This is a genomic window from Arthrobacter globiformis (assembly GCF_030817195.1).
Lineage (GTDB): Bacteria > Actinomycetota > Actinomycetes > Actinomycetales > Micrococcaceae > Arthrobacter > Arthrobacter globiformis_D.
The window spans coordinates 3,538,688-3,554,478 of sequence record NZ_JAUSYZ010000001.1 but is presented as its reverse complement, the minus strand read 5'-3'; the positions used below and the strand labels follow the sequence as shown (position 1 = coordinate 3,554,478).

At 64.5% G+C, this 15,791-nt stretch carries 17 protein-coding genes; 5 read left to right on the top strand and 12 right to left on the bottom strand.

Going from position 1 to position 15,791, the window contains the following annotated elements; translation table 11 throughout:
- Positions 1–85 precede the first annotated feature (85 nt).
- Entirely contained in the window at positions 86–331 is a 246-nt protein-coding gene (locus QF036_RS16195) for a helix-turn-helix domain-containing protein (protein WP_307105952.1), read from the bottom strand.
- A gap of 2 nt (positions 332–333) precedes the next feature.
- A complete protein-coding gene (locus QF036_RS16190) occupies positions 334–681 on the bottom strand; it encodes a hypothetical protein (RefSeq protein WP_307103480.1) in 348 nt (115 codons plus the stop codon).
- A 329-nt stretch (positions 682–1,010) separates the two neighbouring features.
- Here QF036_RS16190 and QF036_RS16185 point away from each other — a divergent pair, with 329 nt between their 5' ends.
- Together QF036_RS16185 and QF036_RS16180 are read left to right on the top strand one after the other, a co-directional pair.
- On the top strand, positions 1,011–1,415 hold the full coding sequence (locus tag QF036_RS16185; RefSeq protein WP_307103478.1) for a hypothetical protein: 405 nt from the start codon (positions 1,011–1,013) through the stop codon (positions 1,413–1,415).
- A 464-nt stretch (positions 1,416–1,879) separates the two neighbouring features.
- Positions 1,880–2,146 (top strand): helix-turn-helix domain-containing protein, encoded by a 267-nt coding sequence (locus tag QF036_RS16180; RefSeq protein WP_307103476.1) that lies wholly within the window; start codon positions 1,880–1,882, stop codon positions 2,144–2,146.
- A 35-nt stretch (positions 2,147–2,181) separates the two neighbouring features.
- On the opposite strand, the gene QF036_RS16175 is transcribed toward QF036_RS16180, so the two are convergent.
- From QF036_RS16175 to QF036_RS16160, 4 genes are all read right to left on the bottom strand, one after another.
- Positions 2,182–2,445, bottom strand: a complete 264-nt coding sequence (locus tag QF036_RS16175) for a hypothetical protein (protein WP_307103474.1) — start codon at positions 2,443–2,445, stop codon at positions 2,182–2,184.
- Between the two features lie 19 nt (positions 2,446–2,464).
- On the bottom strand, positions 2,465–3,031 hold the full coding sequence (locus QF036_RS16170; protein ID WP_307103472.1) for an HNH endonuclease: 567 nt from the start codon (positions 3,029–3,031) through the stop codon (positions 2,465–2,467).
- Positions 3,032–3,399: 368 nt separating this feature from the next.
- On the bottom strand, positions 3,400–3,813 hold the full coding sequence (locus QF036_RS16165) for a hypothetical protein (protein ID WP_307103470.1): 414 nt from the start codon (positions 3,811–3,813) through the stop codon (positions 3,400–3,402).
- Positions 3,814–3,901: 88 nt separating this feature from the next.
- Positions 3,902–4,312 carry a hypothetical protein gene (locus tag QF036_RS16160; RefSeq protein ID WP_307103468.1) on the bottom strand — a complete coding sequence of 137 codons (411 nt, stop codon included), beginning with the start codon at positions 4,310–4,312 and terminating at the stop codon, positions 3,902–3,904.
- A 253-nt stretch (positions 4,313–4,565) separates the two neighbouring features.
- Here QF036_RS16160 and dprA point away from each other — a divergent pair, with 253 nt between their 5' ends.
- The 3 genes from dprA to QF036_RS16145 all read left to right on the top strand — a co-directional run bounded on the left by dprA (position 4,566) and on the right by QF036_RS16145 (position 7,564).
- Entirely contained in the window at positions 4,566–5,750 is a 1,185-nt protein-coding gene (dprA, locus tag QF036_RS16155) for a DNA-processing protein DprA (RefSeq protein WP_307103466.1), read from the top strand.
- A gap of 128 nt (positions 5,751–5,878) precedes the next feature.
- Positions 5,879–6,805, top strand: coding sequence for a tyrosine recombinase XerC (locus QF036_RS16150; protein ID WP_307103464.1), 927 nt, complete (start codon positions 5,879–5,881; stop codon positions 6,803–6,805).
- A 255-nt stretch (positions 6,806–7,060) separates the two neighbouring features.
- On the top strand, positions 7,061–7,564 hold the full coding sequence (locus QF036_RS16145) for a DUF3145 domain-containing protein (protein WP_003806074.1): 504 nt from the start codon (positions 7,061–7,063) through the stop codon (positions 7,562–7,564).
- A 153-nt stretch (positions 7,565–7,717) separates the two neighbouring features.
- Here the strand turns inward: QF036_RS16145 and QF036_RS16140 are convergent, their stop codons facing one another.
- The 6 genes from QF036_RS16140 to aceE form a co-directional block, all read right to left on the bottom strand.
- Complete coding sequence (locus QF036_RS16140; protein ID WP_307103462.1) at positions 7,718–8,953, bottom strand: beta-ketoacyl-[acyl-carrier-protein] synthase family protein; 1,236 nt, start codon at positions 8,951–8,953, stop codon at positions 7,718–7,720.
- Between the two features lie 205 nt (positions 8,954–9,158).
- A complete protein-coding gene (locus tag QF036_RS16135) occupies positions 9,159–9,404 on the bottom strand; it encodes an acyl carrier protein (protein WP_003806076.1) in 246 nt (81 codons plus the stop codon).
- Positions 9,405–9,485: 81 nt separating this feature from the next.
- Positions 9,486–10,550 carry a beta-ketoacyl-ACP synthase III gene (locus tag QF036_RS16130; RefSeq protein WP_307103460.1) on the bottom strand — a complete coding sequence of 355 codons (1,065 nt, stop codon included), beginning with the start codon at positions 10,548–10,550 and terminating at the stop codon, positions 9,486–9,488.
- Complete coding sequence (locus QF036_RS16125) at positions 10,547–11,476, bottom strand: ACP S-malonyltransferase (protein ID WP_307103458.1); 930 nt, start codon at positions 11,474–11,476, stop codon at positions 10,547–10,549. Before QF036_RS16125 ends, QF036_RS16130 begins: the two co-directional genes overlap by 4 nt.
- Before the next feature lie 88 nt (positions 11,477–11,564).
- Entirely contained in the window at positions 11,565–12,809 is a 1,245-nt protein-coding gene (locus tag QF036_RS16120) for a PucR family transcriptional regulator (RefSeq protein ID WP_307103456.1), read from the bottom strand.
- 181 nt (positions 12,810–12,990) lie between these two features.
- Positions 12,991–15,732: a pyruvate dehydrogenase (acetyl-transferring), homodimeric type gene (aceE, locus tag QF036_RS16115; protein WP_307103455.1), complete on the bottom strand. Its 2,742-nt coding sequence runs from the start codon at positions 15,730–15,732 to the stop codon at positions 12,991–12,993.
- Positions 15,733–15,791: the final 59 nt, after the last annotated feature.

Below are 15,791 nucleotides of genomic sequence, written 5' to 3'. Positions count from 1 at the left end.
CCGGCCCATACCCGCATATTACACGCCAAAATAAGACGGTGTACGAAATGACCGGCGTGTGACTTTCGATCCATTTCGGCCTAGCTTAGGACTCTAGGTGGTCCTCAATTTCACCCGAGGCAATACGTTCTGCCGTTTTGCTGTACGCGCCACCGATGTAGTCGTCGACATCTTGTCGACTAATGCGCCACAGGCCGCGTCCGCCGATTTGGATTCCGCGCAGTTCGCCCGTCTTAAGCAGGGCCCGAATTGAGGGCACACCTACGTTCAATTCCTCAGCTACCTGCTCGATAGTGAGGAAACGCGGGCGATTACCGGCTTCCGTACCCATTCCTAGGGAAGCTTCCACTCAAGGATTGTGTCGCTGTTGGTGTACCGGACTTTGGTCATCTTCGTTGCCGCTTGTCCCTGGATTATGACCCAGCCACGAATGCAGTCGCCCCAGTTGACTGGCTGTTCTACGGGGTAGCCCGGCTGCGCGCCCTCGTGGCTCCATGTTGTTCGTGCTGCTTCGTAGCGGCGGTCCTCGGCGTCGAAAATGGCCCAAGGAGAATTACCAATGAGCGGCTTCAGATCCGCTTCTGCGTCTGCGGGCTTCGAGCCTACACACACCTTGATGTCGATTGCTTCCTGGTTAGGGTCCTGTGGCTCAACGTTTTTCTTGTGAGCGAAGACGGTCATCGTGCTGCCTGAGGTGGACTTGCCGGTTTGCCCAAGCGCTAGTGGTCCCGCAGGCTTCGGTGCTGCAGGAGGAGTGGCCGTGACAGTGACAGCGGGCTGGGTGACTGTAACTGTCACTGTGGGTGTAGGAGCACTGGCAGGCGCACTGCAGGCCGCGAGCATGAAGGCCGTCACCGGCAGCAGGGCAGTTATCTTTTTCAATGGTCCCCCAAATATGAGCGCGACAAACCTGGTCCTGTCGCTGAGATGTTGGCACGTTATCACGTGCCGCATCCGGGGGTATTCTATGCGTTCAGGAGCACAATGCTCCAAAGTTTATGGGGGGGGAAATGAGAAACGGAGAGATTGCTACAGTTAGCTTGCTTGCTGCAGTAATGCTGGTTCTGGCAGGCTGCGGAGGGAGCAGCGCGGAGCGTTCCAGCTCCAACAGTAAGTCGGTCAATCTGACGAGTGAAGTTCTGTATGAAGTCGAAGGGACTCAAGAGTCCGCATCTGTGACCTATGAGACTCCTACAGGAACGTCTCAAGCTGATCTGGATATCCCAATGAAGCGGAAAAGTTCTTCAGCACCAGGGCTCCTTTTGACATTTAATACCGGCGAGTTTGTCTATATCAGCGCGCAGGGCAGGGATAGTTCCGGCAGTGTTAGGTGTCGTATAACGGTGGATGGCACGGTCATTAGCGAGAACATCGCAAGCGGCTACGGCATTGCTACTTGTAAGGGGACTTCGTAGGGTTGTCGGTACTCGCGTCTAACATTCATGACGTGGTGAAAATGGATGTGGGCGCCGTGGTCAGGCTGTTGGCAGGACGACGCGGATATATTAGGCCCATGCCCACGTTTACCCTTGCCGGCGTCGCATATGACTATCTGGCTCCGAAGCTGGAGGGTGACCCCGAAGAGATTCATTCTTGGGAGTACGGGCAGTGGCCGCGCGTTGAGGCTACGGTTCCCCTCAAGGGCGGCGGGACTGTCGCCGTGTACGGGGAGGCTATGCGTTGGGGCACGAGCAGATCATTGTCCGGTGGCTTGACGACGAGGAACACGCCCACGTCGCCTGGATCCCCAAGGACAACGTGCGCCGTCTCACCGCGTCAGAGGGGGACATAATCGCCTAACACCAGTGCCCGCCCGAACTCAGGTCCATCCAGTGGGGCAAGCGGCTACCTGGCTTCCTGCCCGAATAGGCTAGACAGCATGAACGACGATGACGTTTGGCTCACGGTTCCGGAACTCGCTGCCCTGCTCAAGCTTTCGCCGGCTGCTGTCTACGCCCGTTTGCCGATCTGGCCTCACCACGATCCCACTGGAAGCGACATCCGTTTCACCCGTGAGGACATTGAAGCCATCAAGGAACTGACCCAGAGGCGCCCCGCCCCCGTAACCAACAACGTCCGACGGGTCCCATCCGTTGGAACACGGGCGAACCGCGCGCGCAGAACAGGGCAAGGAAGCCCCCGCTAGTCGCAAATGACTCGCGGGGGCTTCCGGATGCCTTGCTAGGCGTTCGGCTCGTCAGCCAGGGGCTCATAGTCGCCGATCGCATGATCGACCACCCGCTCGATGCGCGACTCCTGCTCCAGTTCACTTTCGACACGCTTGAACTCGGTGAACGCAGCTTCACGCGCTGCGTAGGCCTCGCGATCCTTGGTGATGTCTACTTCGCCGTTGAACCAGGCAAGGTGGACCTTTGCCCACTCGCGGAGAGTTTCGGCGTACCGCTCAGAGGCGGCGATAAGTTCATGTGTAGGTGCTGTAGTCATTCGAGCATCATGCCACAGCTCACCCGGGGCGCCTTAGACGACGAACCGTAAGCCCTGCCGACTTGGAGCGGTTGCACGGACCGCACAGTATTTGCAGGTTTTCCGCGTTGTTACTGCCGCCCATTGCCAGCGGGATGATGTGGTCATACTGAATTTCCGCTGTGGAACCGCAGGCGCGGCAAGAGCCGGCGTCACGATTCAGGACGTAGACCTTCACGTCCTCAGGAATGGGCCTGCGGCCTGTAGCTATCCGTGGAGCGGGGCCCAAAGCGAAGTTTCTCGTGGCCGTTTCGATTTTCTGCCTCTTGCGCTGATCCTGCATAACCAGGAGCGCGTGAACTTCGCTGGACTTGAGGCCCTCGGACTCCCAGTAGAACTTGTTCTGAAACTGCCAGTAACGCCGCCCGTTGATGCGCGTTATGAGCATGGGGTAATCCATCTGCGCGGCAAGGCGCTCGAGGAAGACCTGTTCCTTGAACTTACCAATCGAGTAACGCTTCCTGCCAACGGTGATTATGACGTCACCGTTACTGGTCCAGAAGCCCCGGCGGTGTTCCAGGCTGACGTTATCGGCCTTGCGCAGCATCCCCAAATACCTACCTGATATCGCGACGCGGACCGAGGCCGCCGTCGTTCTGAAATTTCAATCGATTCTACTATTCCTAAGCCGCTGGGATCGCGGTGTCGGATGACAAAGGGCTCGAGCGCTTGAGTGCGCTAAGCCGCCATCGTGAGCGCCTGGCTGGTGGAGGGCTGGAGATGCGGTGGCCCGCCCTTTGGGGGCAGAGCGGGGCCACCTGCCGGAACCACCGAAGGCGTCGTGCGGCGCCGGCTCACAGGACTATATGCACCCCAGATCAAGGAAACCGCAAGTTTTCCACAGCAAGAAACCCCCGCCAGCATGATTAGCTGGCGGTGGTTCTCTCGGCTGTCTATGGATGGGCAATCCGGGCTTCAGGAAAGTTCCGGTACTGGGATTGTCGCGGGCTCAGCTTTCACGGAAAGTTTCTTGACTATGCCGATTACAAGGGCCGGCACGCTCGTAAGGATCGCAAGCAAGGCAATCATCATTACCCCGGGGAAGCGAATGCCAAAGTACGGAAACATCAGCAGGATCCCAAGAGGGAACGCAACCACTGCATAAATGAGAGGCGTACTGCCGGCCTTCCGGCCTTGTTCCCTGTAGGTGCCCAGGGCAACGCATACGGCGACCGCGGCTAGGACCAGAAGGGCGACAGCGACGACGGTTAGCACGTTTCCTACTGCCCCTTTCGCGCCACCAAAGGCGGCAAGCAAGATTATTGGAATTGCGATGCCAGCAATGCTTGAAATCGCAGAAATTCTGAAGAGTGTCCCCTGGCTATTCATGGTGTAACTGTAGTCATGAATTCGCTAAAGACAAGGGAAAAGCAGAAAACCCCACCAAGGCCCAGCGGGGGATTCTCCTGTTGGTGCTTTAGGCGGCTGTGGCGAAGGCCTGGCTGGCGAACCTGGCTGCAATGGCAGGGCATTTGAGGCAGGACAGGCAACCAGCGTTAACGGCTTCGGCGTCAGTGAGTGTCGCCGCCCTATCCATAAGAACCTGACGCGTCACTTCGAGGTCACGCGCCACCGCTGCTATCGTCTTGCCCGCACCGCAGCCCTCCGACAGGTCAGGCAGAAGCCGTTTCGCGGTTTCGTACCGCACCATCATTTCAACGGCTTCGGGCTGCACAGTGGAGTGCCCTAGCTCAATGTGGATTGTTTCGTGAAGTACAGCGCACTTCTCCTGGACTGCATTGAGCCTGTCATCAATCCAGATGTCTTTACCGTCTGTCCTGGCGGCAACACCGTCGTTCATGCGGACACGGAAGATTGCAGGCCGCATGGCGGCACCTTTGGAACCCATTATTTTCCCCCCACGGGATTCTTATGTGATGCATCGAAGACGGGCGGAGACCGCGAAGTTTGTTGCCCGCCGCTGCGATATTAGCTGAATTTCACTTCCGCTGAAACACTATCCATGCTCTCGCCTGGACGCTGGCCGACCTTGGTGGCCGTGAGCAGCCGGACGGGAACGACATCGGACAGGCCCTGAGCCTTCGCCAGACCGCTTCGGCTGCAGCGTGAAAGGAACCCGCATGCACAACGAGAGAGTTGCCCGTGCCGCACTGTCGAGGCTGATGGAGCCACAGGACGTCGCGGGCCTGGCCCTGGTGCACGTTGCCGGGGCTGAGGACGCCCTGAGGATAGCCACCGGCCAGGTCAGCTACGGGCCGGGGCTGGAACAGGACATCACCGGGCTGCTGGCAGAGCACAGTTCGGTGAATTCCTGGGCCGGCCTTGGTGCCGCGCTGAAGCGCTGGGCACCGAGAATTCCCGAACTCGCCCCGGAGCGCGACCTGGCCACGATGCATCGCCTGGGCGGCCGTGTTCTCATCCCCACGGACGGGCTGTGGCCGCGGCAACTGGACGACCTTGGCCTGCACCAGCCGATCTGCCTTTGGTGGCGGGGCATTGAGCTCGAACTTCCCCCGGCGGCCAGGGCGGTGGCCCTGGTGGGCTCGCGGGACAGCACCAGCTATGGTGCGTCAGTCACCGGTGACCTTGCCTACTCGCTTGCGCAGCGGGGATTCACAGTGGTGTCAGGCGGCGCGTACGGGATTGATGCCCACGCGCACCGGGCAGCCCTGGCCGGGGGCTCTGGGGCCATGCCGACCATCGCCGTCATGGCGGGCGGGGTGGACCGTTTCTATCCGTCCGGGAACGAGGATCTCCTGCGCGCTGTAGCCAACCAGGGTGCCGTGCTTGCCGAGGTTCCGCCCGGATCAGCCCCCACCCGGTACCGGTTCCTTCAGCGGAACCGGCTGATCGCCGCCCTCGCCTCCGTCACGGTGGTGGTGGAGGCCAGATGGCGGTCCGGAGCCCTGAACACCGCCCATCACGCGGAAACCCTGGGCCGTGCGGTCGGAGCCGTTCCCGGCTCGGTGCACAGCGCCAACTCGGCCGGCTGCCACCGGCTCCTGCGCGACGGCGGCGCCGTCTGCGTCACTGATGCGGGGGAGGTCGCCGAGCTTGCGTCGCCCAGCGGCCAGTCCCTGGCCGACGAGAAGAGCGGACAGTCCGCCGACCATGACGGCCTGACACTTGAGGACCTGATCCTGCTGGACGCCCTGCCCTTGCGGGCCGCCAGCAGCGTCGAAAAACTCTGCACTGTTGCCGGTCTGGGCGCTGAATCGGTGCGCGCGGGCCTTGGCAGGCTGGCCCTGCTGGGACTGGCCGCATCCGAGAAGGGAGGCTGGAAGCGCACCAGGCAATCAACATAAAGCTGCCGCCCGCGCGACGTCCCCCTCGCCGGGCGGCTCGGCGTGTAGTTCCCCGATTAGCGCCGTGCAGTTTCCCGATTAGCTGTGCCGTTCGTTGATTCCGGGCCAAATGCTGGGACAGTGGGGGAGTGGAGAAACAGGAACTGCCGGCCGCCCTCGCCAGGGCTGTCACGGGTTTCGAAAGGTACCTGACGGGTGAGCGGGCCCGGTCCGAACACACGGTGCGCGCATACCTGTCCGACCTCGCCAGCCTGCTGGGCTATGCGGCCGGTGAAGGAATCACCGATCCTACCGGGCTGGAACTGGGCACCCTCCGCCGCTGGCTCGGCAGCCAGAGCGAGGCCGGCGCTTCGCGTTCCACCCTTGCCCGCCGTGCCGCCACGGCGCGGGCCTTCACCTCGTGGGCGCTGCGGGAAGAACTGATCCAAACCGATCCCTCCCTGCGCCTGCAGGCCCCCAAGCGCGATGCTTCCCTGCCGGGGGTGTTGCAGCAGCAGCAGCTCGCCCGGCTGCTGGCCGACCTCAACGAGGCGGCCAAAGACGGTGATCCCATGGCGCTGCGCAACCGGGCCATGGTTGAGCTGCTCTACGCCACCGGTGTCCGCGTCGGCGAGCTGGCGGGTCTGGACGTCGACGACCTTGATCCGGACCGCAGAACCCTGCGCGTGCTCGGCAAGGGCAACAAGGAACGGACGGTGCCCTACGGGCTCCCGGCTGCGCTCGCCGTCGACGACTGGCTGCGCCGCGGACGGGGAAAGCTCGCTGCCGCGGACAGCGGACCGGCCCTGTTCCTCGGGGCGCGCGGCCGCCGCGTGGACCAGCGGCAGGTCCGCAGTGTGGTGAAGGGACTGTTCGAAGGGCTGGGTGATACGTCCGCCACAGGCCCGCACTCCCTGCGGCACACCGCCGCCACGCATCTGCTCGACGGCGGCGCAGACCTTCGGGCGGTCCAGGAAATACTCGGCCACAGCAGCCTCGCCACCACCCAGATCTATACCCACGTATCCGTGGACCGCCTGCGCAAGAGCTATCAGCAGGCCCACCCGCGGGCCTAGGCCCCTTCTCCGGCGCGTCTTCTACACCACGCCGAATTGCACTGGCGTAATTAGACGGCGTACGGCACAATAAGATCCAAGTTCGGCAACTTTCAAGTTGTGCTTGAAGCACTTGTCTCCAGGCGCCCCTTTGTCAGTCCGGCAGATAATTTCATAGATTGGCAGGAATTACCGGCACCATGCGGCGCCCGGAGCAGCAATCATCCATCCATGCAGGTCGTTGGGGAAGACGTACCTACAGCTATGGAGGATGGAATGTCTGTTGCAATGACCCGCGGTGTGCTGTTTATTCACTCGGCCCCTACCGCACTGTGCCCTCACGTTGAGTGGGCCATCGGATCCGTCGTGGACAAGCGAACGGACCTGGAATGGACACCTCAGCCCGCCGCGCCCGGAATGTTCCGCTCGGAACTTTCCTGGACCGGCGCGCAGGGGACAGGTGCGCAGCTTGCGTCTGCCCTCCGGGGCTGGGCACACCTGCGCTTCGAGGTCACCGAAGAACCCAGCCAGGGCGTGGACGGCGGACGCTGGTCCCACACACCTGAGCTGGGCATTTTCCATGCCGTGACGGACGTCCACGGCAACATCATGGTGTCAGAGGACCGCATCCGCTACGCCTATGAGGCCGGTGCCGGCGACCCCTCCGCCGTCTACCACGAGCTCTCGCTTGCCCTCGGCGAGGCGTGGGACGAGGAGCTGGAACCCTTCAGGCACGCCGCTGAAGGCGCACCCGTGCGCTGGTTGCACCAGGTCGGCTGACGAGCAAGACCGGCTGACCCGCCTGCTCGGCTGGCCCGCCAGGGGCTGCTGACGCCCGAGGCGGCTGACACGCGCCAGCCGCAGCAATTCCCCATAGCAACGAAGAAGCCCCCGCCAACCGGCGGGGGCTTCTTCAGCGTTCATTCAGGGCAATCAGACGCTGCGGATGGCAACGACGGCGTTGTGCCCGCCGAAGCCGAACGAGTTGCTCAGCGCCACGATGTCGCCGGCCGGCAGGGCGCGGGCGGAGGTCACGACGTCGAGCGGGATCTCGGGATCCTGGTTTTCGAGGTTGATGGTGAGGGGAGCCTTGCGTTCGTGGACAGCCAGGACGGTGAGCACGGCCTCGACGGCGCCGGAGGCACCGAGCAGGTGGCCCATCTGCGACTTGGTGGCCGAGACGGCAACATTCTCGACATGATTGCCGAGCGCCGCCTTCAGGGCCGTGTACTCCGGCTTGTCGCCGACCGGCGTCGAGGTGGCGTGGGCGTTGACGTGGACCACGTCTTCCGCCTGGATGCGGCCATCGAACATGGCTGCCTTGAGTGCCCGGGTGGCGCCAAGGCCTTGGGGGTCCGGTGCTGTGATGTGGTATGCGTCGGCAGTCACGGAGGTGCCGGCGAGCTCGCCGTAGATCCGTGCGCCGCGGGCGAGGGCGTGCTCCTCGGCTTCCAGCACCAGGGCGCCAGCGCCTTCGCCCATGACGAAACCGTCACGGTCCAGGTCGTAGGGGCGGGAGGCACCCTCGGGATCGTCGTTGCGGCGGGACAGCGCCTGCATCGACGAGAACGCTGCCAGCGGCATCGGGTGGATGGCGGCTTCGGCGCCGCCGCACATGACGACGTCGGCCTTGCCGGAGCGGATCAGGTCCAGTCCGAGGTGCAGGGCTTCGGTGCCCGAAGCGCACGCGGACACCGGGGTGTGCGCACCGGCGCGGGCGCCGAGGTCCAGGCTGACAGCGGCGGCCACGCCGTTGGGCATGAGCATCGGAACCGTCATGGGCAGGACGCGGCGGGGGCCTTTCTCCTTCAGCGTGTCCCACGCATCCAGGAGCGTCCAGACACCGCCGATGCCGGTGGCGAAGGCAACGGCGAGCCGGTCGTGGTCGATTTCGGTGATGCCGGAGTCGGCCCATGCTTCGCGTGCGGCGATGACGCCGAACTGGGTTGACGGGTCCATGCGCTTGGCCTCAACCCGGCTCAGGACGTCGAGTGCGGGGGTGGAGCACCGGGCGGCGAAGTGGACCGGCAGTTCGTATTTGGCAACCCAGTCATCCTCAAGGGTGTGGGCTCCCGAAACACCCTTCAGCGCGTTCTGCCACATTGTGGGTACGTCGCCGCCGATGGGCGTGGTGGCACCCAGACCTGTAATGACTACTTTGCGTGTCATGGGATCACTCTCTGTCGGTGCGCTTGCCGTGTCCTGTGCTGCTGGCCGGAGGCCGGAGTGGGTGGCGTGCGGGGGAAGTCTTCAAAAAAATTCAGGGGTGGTGCATCGGCTGGCCGGTCCCGGAAGGTCCGGGCCCGGCCAGCCGGGTTCAGCGGTGACGCTGGAGCCTGTAAAAGGCTGAAGCCAGTGAAGGCTGATGTCTTACTTACGCCTGGGCGTTGGAGATGAAGTCCACGGCGTCGCCGACGGTCTTGAGGTTCTTGACCTCTTCGTCCGGGATGCGGACGCCGAACTTCTCTTCGGCGTTGACCACGATGGTCATCATGGAGATGGAGTCGATGTCCAGGTCCTCGGTGAAGGACTTGTCCAGCTCGACGGCCTCGGGGGCCAGGCCGGTCTCTTCGTTGACGATTTCAGCCAGTCCGGCCAGGATCTCTTCGTTGCTAGCCATTGATGGCTCCTTTTCTTGTTATTGCCGGCAGGGGATGCCGGAAATGGGCAAACCGCGGTTGCGGCTTGGTTATCGGAATTGCTACGGAAGGACAATCACCTGGGCGCCGAAGACCAGTCCGGCGCCGAAGCCGATCTGCAGGGCCAGCCCGCCGCTCAGCGCGGGGTTTTCCTGGAGCAGGCGGTGCGTGGCCAGGGGGATCGAGGCCGCGGAGGTGTTGCCCGCATCCGCGATGTCCCGGGCCACGGTGACGGTCTCGGGCAGCTTCAGCTTCTTGACCATCTCATCGATGATCCGCATGTTGGCCTGATGCGGAATGAAGGCCACCAGGTCCTCAGCCTGGATGCCGGCGGCGTCCAGCGCCTGTTGGGCAACCTTCGCCATCTCCCAGACCGCCCAGCGGAACACCGTCTGGCCGTCCTGGCGGAGGGTCGGGTAGAGCTCCTGCGCCTCTTCGAGGAGCGCGAGGTCGCCGGTGGAGTCTGACCGGCGCGCCGCCAGGCCAAGATCCCGGACGTCCAGCATGGAGCGGGTCATGCCGATGGCGTCCCACTTGCTGCCGTCCGATCCCCACACCGACGGGGCGATGCCGGGGGTGTCCGACGGGCCGATGACAACGGCGCCAGCGCCGTCGCCCAGCAGGAACGAGATGGTGCGTTCGCGGTTGTCGATGACGTCGGAGAGCTTCTCCGCGCCGACAACAAGGACGTACTTTGCGGCCCCCGAGCGGACCAGCGCGTCCCCTTGGGCTACGCCGTAGCAGTAGCCGGCGCAGGCCGCGGAGATGTCAAAGGCAGGGGCAGGAGTGGCGCCCAGCCGGTCGGCAAGGCTCGCGGCCGCCGACGGCGTGGCATACGGGTGGGTCACCGTGGAGACGATGACGGCGCCGAGCTGGGATGCCTCGATGCCTGCCTTCTGCATGGCCTCACGGGCGGCGCCCTCGGCCATGTCGATCACGCTGACGTCGGCGGGTGCGCGGTGGCGGGTGACGATGCCGGTACGCTGGCGGATCCACTCGTCCGAGGAATCGATCCACTGGCACACGTCCTCATTGGTGACAAGAACGTCGGGGCGGTAAGCGCCGATGCCCAGGATCCGGGTGTGCTCGTTCAGCGGGGTCTGCTTCAGTACCGGCGTGCTGCTCATGCCTGTCCTTCCAGTTCTGCGAAGAGTGCCAGGGCCGCGGACAGGTCGTCCGGCGTTTTGACAGCAACGGTCTTGACGCCCGGCATGCCGCGCTTGGCCAGTCCGGCCAGGGTTCCCGCCGGAGCGAGCTCGATGACGCCGGTAACGCCGCGGTTCACGAGGGTCTCCATGCAGAGGTCCCAGCGGACCGGCCGCGAGACCTGGGCGATCAGGCTGTCGACGGCCGTGGTGCCCGCCGTGACCTCCTGGCCGTCGAAGTTGGACAGCAGCGGAACGGCAGGTGCCTGCGGCTGCAGCTCCGGGCGGAGCGCTTCGAGGGCGCTCACGGCGGGAGCCATGTGTGAGGTGTGGAATGCCCCGGCAACCTTCAGCGGAATCACGCGGGCCTTGGCCGGCGGATTCTCGGCCAGCGCCTTGAGCTGTTCGAAGGTGCCCGCGGCGACGGTCTGGCCCGCGCCGTTGACATTTGCCGGCGTTGCGCCGGCGGCCTCGATGGCGGCCAGGACCTCGGCGGGGTCGCCACCCACCACGGCGCTCATCCCGGTGGGCGTGACCGCAGCTGCCGCGGCCATGCTGTTGGCACGTTCGCGCACGAACGTCATGGCTTCCTTTTCGGTGAGCACGCCGGCCAGCGCGGACGCCGTGATCTCGCCCACCGAGTGCCCGGCCAGGATGACCGGCAGCGTGCTGAGTTCGACGTCGAACAGCGACTTGGCGGCCACGAGCCCGGCCGCGACAATGAGCGGCTGCGCGACGGCGGTGTCTTTGATGGTTTCCTCGTCAGAGGTGGTCCCGTGCGCAGTGAGGTCAATGCCTGCAATTTCGCTCAGGGAGGCCAGATGGCCTGCTACGGAGGGCAGCTCCAGCCAAGGGGCCAGGAAACCGGGGGTCTGTGAGCCCTGTCCAGGGCAGACGATTGCAAGCACGTATCCAGCTTTCCAAATTACCGGGTGATCCATTGGTGTTTCCGTACACCAAGCTCACGGGGTCAGGTTGTAGGAAGTCTACAACGGTTCAATTCGTGTTCCGCGCGGCAACACGCTCGACGGCGGGCTTCGGCGGAGTGGAAAGCCGCCCCACCACAAGGGCTGCCTGGAGCACGAAAGCCTCGCGCGGGAGCAGCGGATCCCAGCCTGTCACATCACAGACACGCTTGAGACGGTACCGCACCGTGTTGGCATGGACGAAGAGTTCCCGCGCCGTCGCCTCGAGTGAATGCCCCAGCTCCAGGTACGTGCCGAGCGTTTCCACCAGCCCGTTCGACGCCGCGAGGAGCGGCCGGTAGATGTTTTTCACCAGCGACCGCCGGGCGGCATCGTCCCCGGAGATGACCCGTTCCGGCAGGAGATCGTCGGCTGCCACCGGGCGCGGAGCGGCGGGCCATGCGCGGGCTGCCGTGAGGCCGGCGAAGGCAGACTGCGCCGAGCCGCTGGCTTCCAGCAGGGAGCTGGCTTCGGCTCCGTAAACCACCGGACCGGGCGCGAACATTTCGCTTAGCTTCACATACGCGGTTTCCCGGTCGTGCACGCCGCCCAGGATCAGGATGAGGCGGTCGCCCTGGATTCCCACGAGGGCATCCTCCGCGTACCGGCCGGCCATGCGGCGCAATTCGCTGACGTAGCTGGCGCTGGGTTCCGACGGCGAGTTCCCCACCATCACGGTGAAGCGCTCCTGCGCCTTCCAGCCGAGCGCTGCAATCCTGGAGCGCAGCGCGTCAGTGTTTTCGCCGCGCAGGATGGCGTCCACAATCAGGGCTTCGAGCCGCGTGTCCCAGGATCCCCGGGATTCCGCGGCTCGGGCATATACGTCGGCGGCGGCAAAAGCCACTTCCCGCGAGTACCGGAGGACGGCTTCGCGCAGGGAGGGCTGGTCCGCTTCGGGCGCGATGACCGGAACCTGGTCCTCCACCACCTCCACGACGATCCGGATGAGCTGGAGCGCCTTCTGCAGGCTGATGGACCGGGTCAGTTCCGTCGGGGCGGTGCCGAAAACGTCGGACAGGATCCAGGACGGGGAACTGGGGCGCTCATACCAGGTGACGAACGCCGCGATGCCGTTCTGCGCCACGAGGCCCAGCGCGGAGCGCTCGTCCGAACTGAGCCGGCTGTACCAGGGCAGGGATTTCTCCAGCTGGCGCATGGTGGTGGTGGACAGCTGACCGACGCTTGCCCTGAGCTTTTTCAGGGTCTCCGTCTTCTCCGGAGTCATGGTCCGGGAGGGCGGTTTGCGTGCTGCAGGGGCGGGGGACGGCTCGGGCATGATTCGAGCATACGGTGCCTGCGGGGCAAGCTCCATTTTGTGCAAAGGCTACAACTGCCGTTGCGCTGCGTCACAGGTCGTCCGGCGCCTCCCGAAGGGCCGCTGAAGTACCGCAGACGACGACGGCGGCCCCCACGTTGGGTGGGGACCGCCGTCGTTCGTTCGGGCTCAGGCAGCCGGGTTAGGACTCGCCTCCGGCGTTGCCCGTGGTGCCGGCGTTCACGTTGAGCAGACGGTACTTCTCGATCGCCTTCGCCGGTGCCTGTGCGTCAACCTCACCCTTGGCCGCCAGCAGCTGCAGGGTTTTGACGACGACAGAGTGGGTGTCGTTTTTGAAGTAGCGGCGGGCGGCGGCGCGGGTGTCGGAGAAGCCGAAGCCGTCGGCGCCGAGGGTGGCGAAGTCGTTCGGGATGAACTGCCGGATCTGGTCCGGGACGGCCTTCATGTAGTCCGAGACGGCGACGACGGGGCCCTGGGCTCCGGCGAGCTGCCTGGTGACGAACGGTTCGCGGACGTCCTGGCCGGGGTTGAGGAAGGCTTCCTCTTCGGCGGCGAGGCCGTCGCGGCGCAGTTCGTTCCAGGAGGTGACGGACCAGACGTCGGCGGAGACGCCCCAGTCTTCGGCGAGGATCCGCTGGGCTTCGAGGGCCCAGGGGACGGAGACGCCGGAGGCGAGGATCTGGCTCTTGGGTCCTTCGGTGGTGGAGGCCGCGAGCTTGTAGATGCCCTTGAGGACGCCTTCGACGTCGAGGTTCTCCGGTTCGGCGGGCTGGGTGATGGGCTCGTTGTAGACCGTGAGGTAGTACATGAGGTTACGGTCTGCGGAGTCGTGCCCGTACATGCGTTCGAGGCCGTCGCGGACGATGTGGCCCATTTCGTAGCCGTAGGCGGGGTCGTAGGTGACCACGGCGGGGTTGGTGGAGGCCAGCAGCGGGGAGTGTCCGTCGGCGTGCTGGAGGCCTTCGCCGGTGAGGGTGGTCCGTCCTGCGGTGGCGCCGATGATGAAGCCGCGGGTCATCTGGTCGGCGGCGGCCCAGAAGGCGTCGCCGGTGCGCTGGAAGCCGAACATGGAGTAGAACACGTAGACCGGGACCAGGGGCACGCCGTGGGTGGCGTAGGCGGTGCCGGCGGCGGTGAAGGCTGCCACGGCGCCGGCTTCGTTGATGCCGGGGTGGATCAGCTGTCCCTGCGCGGATTCCTTGTAGGCCAGGACCAGGTCCCGGTCCACGGACAGGTAGTTCTGGCCCTTGGGGTTGTAGATCTTCGCGGTCGGGAAGAACGCGTCCATGCCGAACGTGCGGGCCTCATCCGGGATGATCGGCGCGATGTGCTTGCCGAAGTTCTTATCCCGCATCAGGTCCTTGAGCAGGCGGACGAACGCCATGGTGGTGGCGGCCTGCTGCTTGCCCGAACCGCGCTTGGCCACCTCATAGGTCTTCGCCTCGGGCAGCTCGATGTCCGAGTGCTTCGAACGCCGTTCCGGAACCGAACCGCCCAGGGCCGCGCGGCGCTCAAGCAGGTACTTGATTTCCGGCGCATCGGTGCCCGGGTGGTAGTACGGCGGACGGTACGGGTCCTTCTCCAGCTGCTCATCCGTGACCGGAATCCGCAAGTGGTCGCGGAACTTCTTCAGGTCGTCGAGGGTGAGTTTTTTCATCTGGTGGGTGGCGTTGCGGCCTTCGAAGTGCGGGCCCAGGCCGTAGCCCTTGACCGTTTTGGCCAGGATTACGGTGGGTTTGCCCTTGAATTCGGTCGCGGCCTTGTACGCGGCGTAGACCTTGCGGTAGTCGTGCCCGCCGCGCTTGAGGTTCCAGATCTCGTCATCGGTCAGGTCAGCGACCAGGTCCTTGGTCTGCGGGGTTTTCCCGAAGAAGTGTTCGCGGACGAACCCGCCGGATTCGGCCTTGTAGGTCTGGTAGTCCCCGTCCGGGGTTTCGTTCATGATCTGCACCAGCGACCCGTCCGTGTCGCGGGTCAGCAGGTCATCCCATTCCCGGCCCCAGACGACCTTGATCACGTTCCAGCCCGCGCCGCGGAAGAACGCCTCGAGTTCCTGCATGATCTTGCCGTTGCCGCGCACCGGGCCGTCGAGGCGCTGGAGGTTGCAGTTGATCACGAAGTTCAGGTTGTCCAGGTTCTCGTTCGCGGCGAGCTGGAGCAGGCCGCGGGACTCGGGCTCGTCCATTTCGCCGTCGCCCAGGAACGCCCAGACCTGCTGGTCCGAGGTGTCTTTCAGGCCGCGGTTGTGCAGGTATCGGTTGGACTGGGCCTGGTAGATCGCGTTCATCGGGCCGATGCCCATCGAGACGGTCGGGAACTCCCAGAAGTGCGGCATCAGCCGCGGGTGCGGGTAGGAGGACAGGGCGTGGCCTTCCTTGGACTTTTCCTGCCGGAACCCGTCCAGGTCCTCCTCCGAGAGCCGGCCTTCCATGAACGCCCGGGCGTACATGCCCGGGGACGCGTGGCCCTGGAAGAACACCTGGTCCCCGCCGCCGGGGTGGTCCTTGCCGCGGAAGAAGTGGTTGAACCCGACCTCGTACAGCGTCGCGGCACCGGCGTAGGTCGAGATATGCCCGCCCACCCCGATCTCGGGCCGCTGCGCCCGGTGCACCATCACCGCCGCGTTCCAGCGCATGTACGCCCGGTACCGGCGTTCGAACTCCTCGTTCCCCGGGAATTCCGCTTCCTGGTCCACCGGGATCGTGTTCACATAATCCGTGGTGGTCACCATCGGAACCCCGACGCTCTGCGCGCCGGCACGCTGCAGGAGACTGCGCATGATGTATTGGGCACGCTCCGTGCCCTGTTCCCTGATCAGCGCATCCAGGGACTCAACCCACTCGGCGGTCTCTTCCGGATCACGATCAGGCAGCTGGTTAGTCAACCCGCTGAGGATATGGGAGGTATCTTCTCCTGCAGCCACGTCCAACCTCTCTTTGCGCGCATTCACCGGCGCACTCAGGTCCGGCAGGGTAGCTGCCC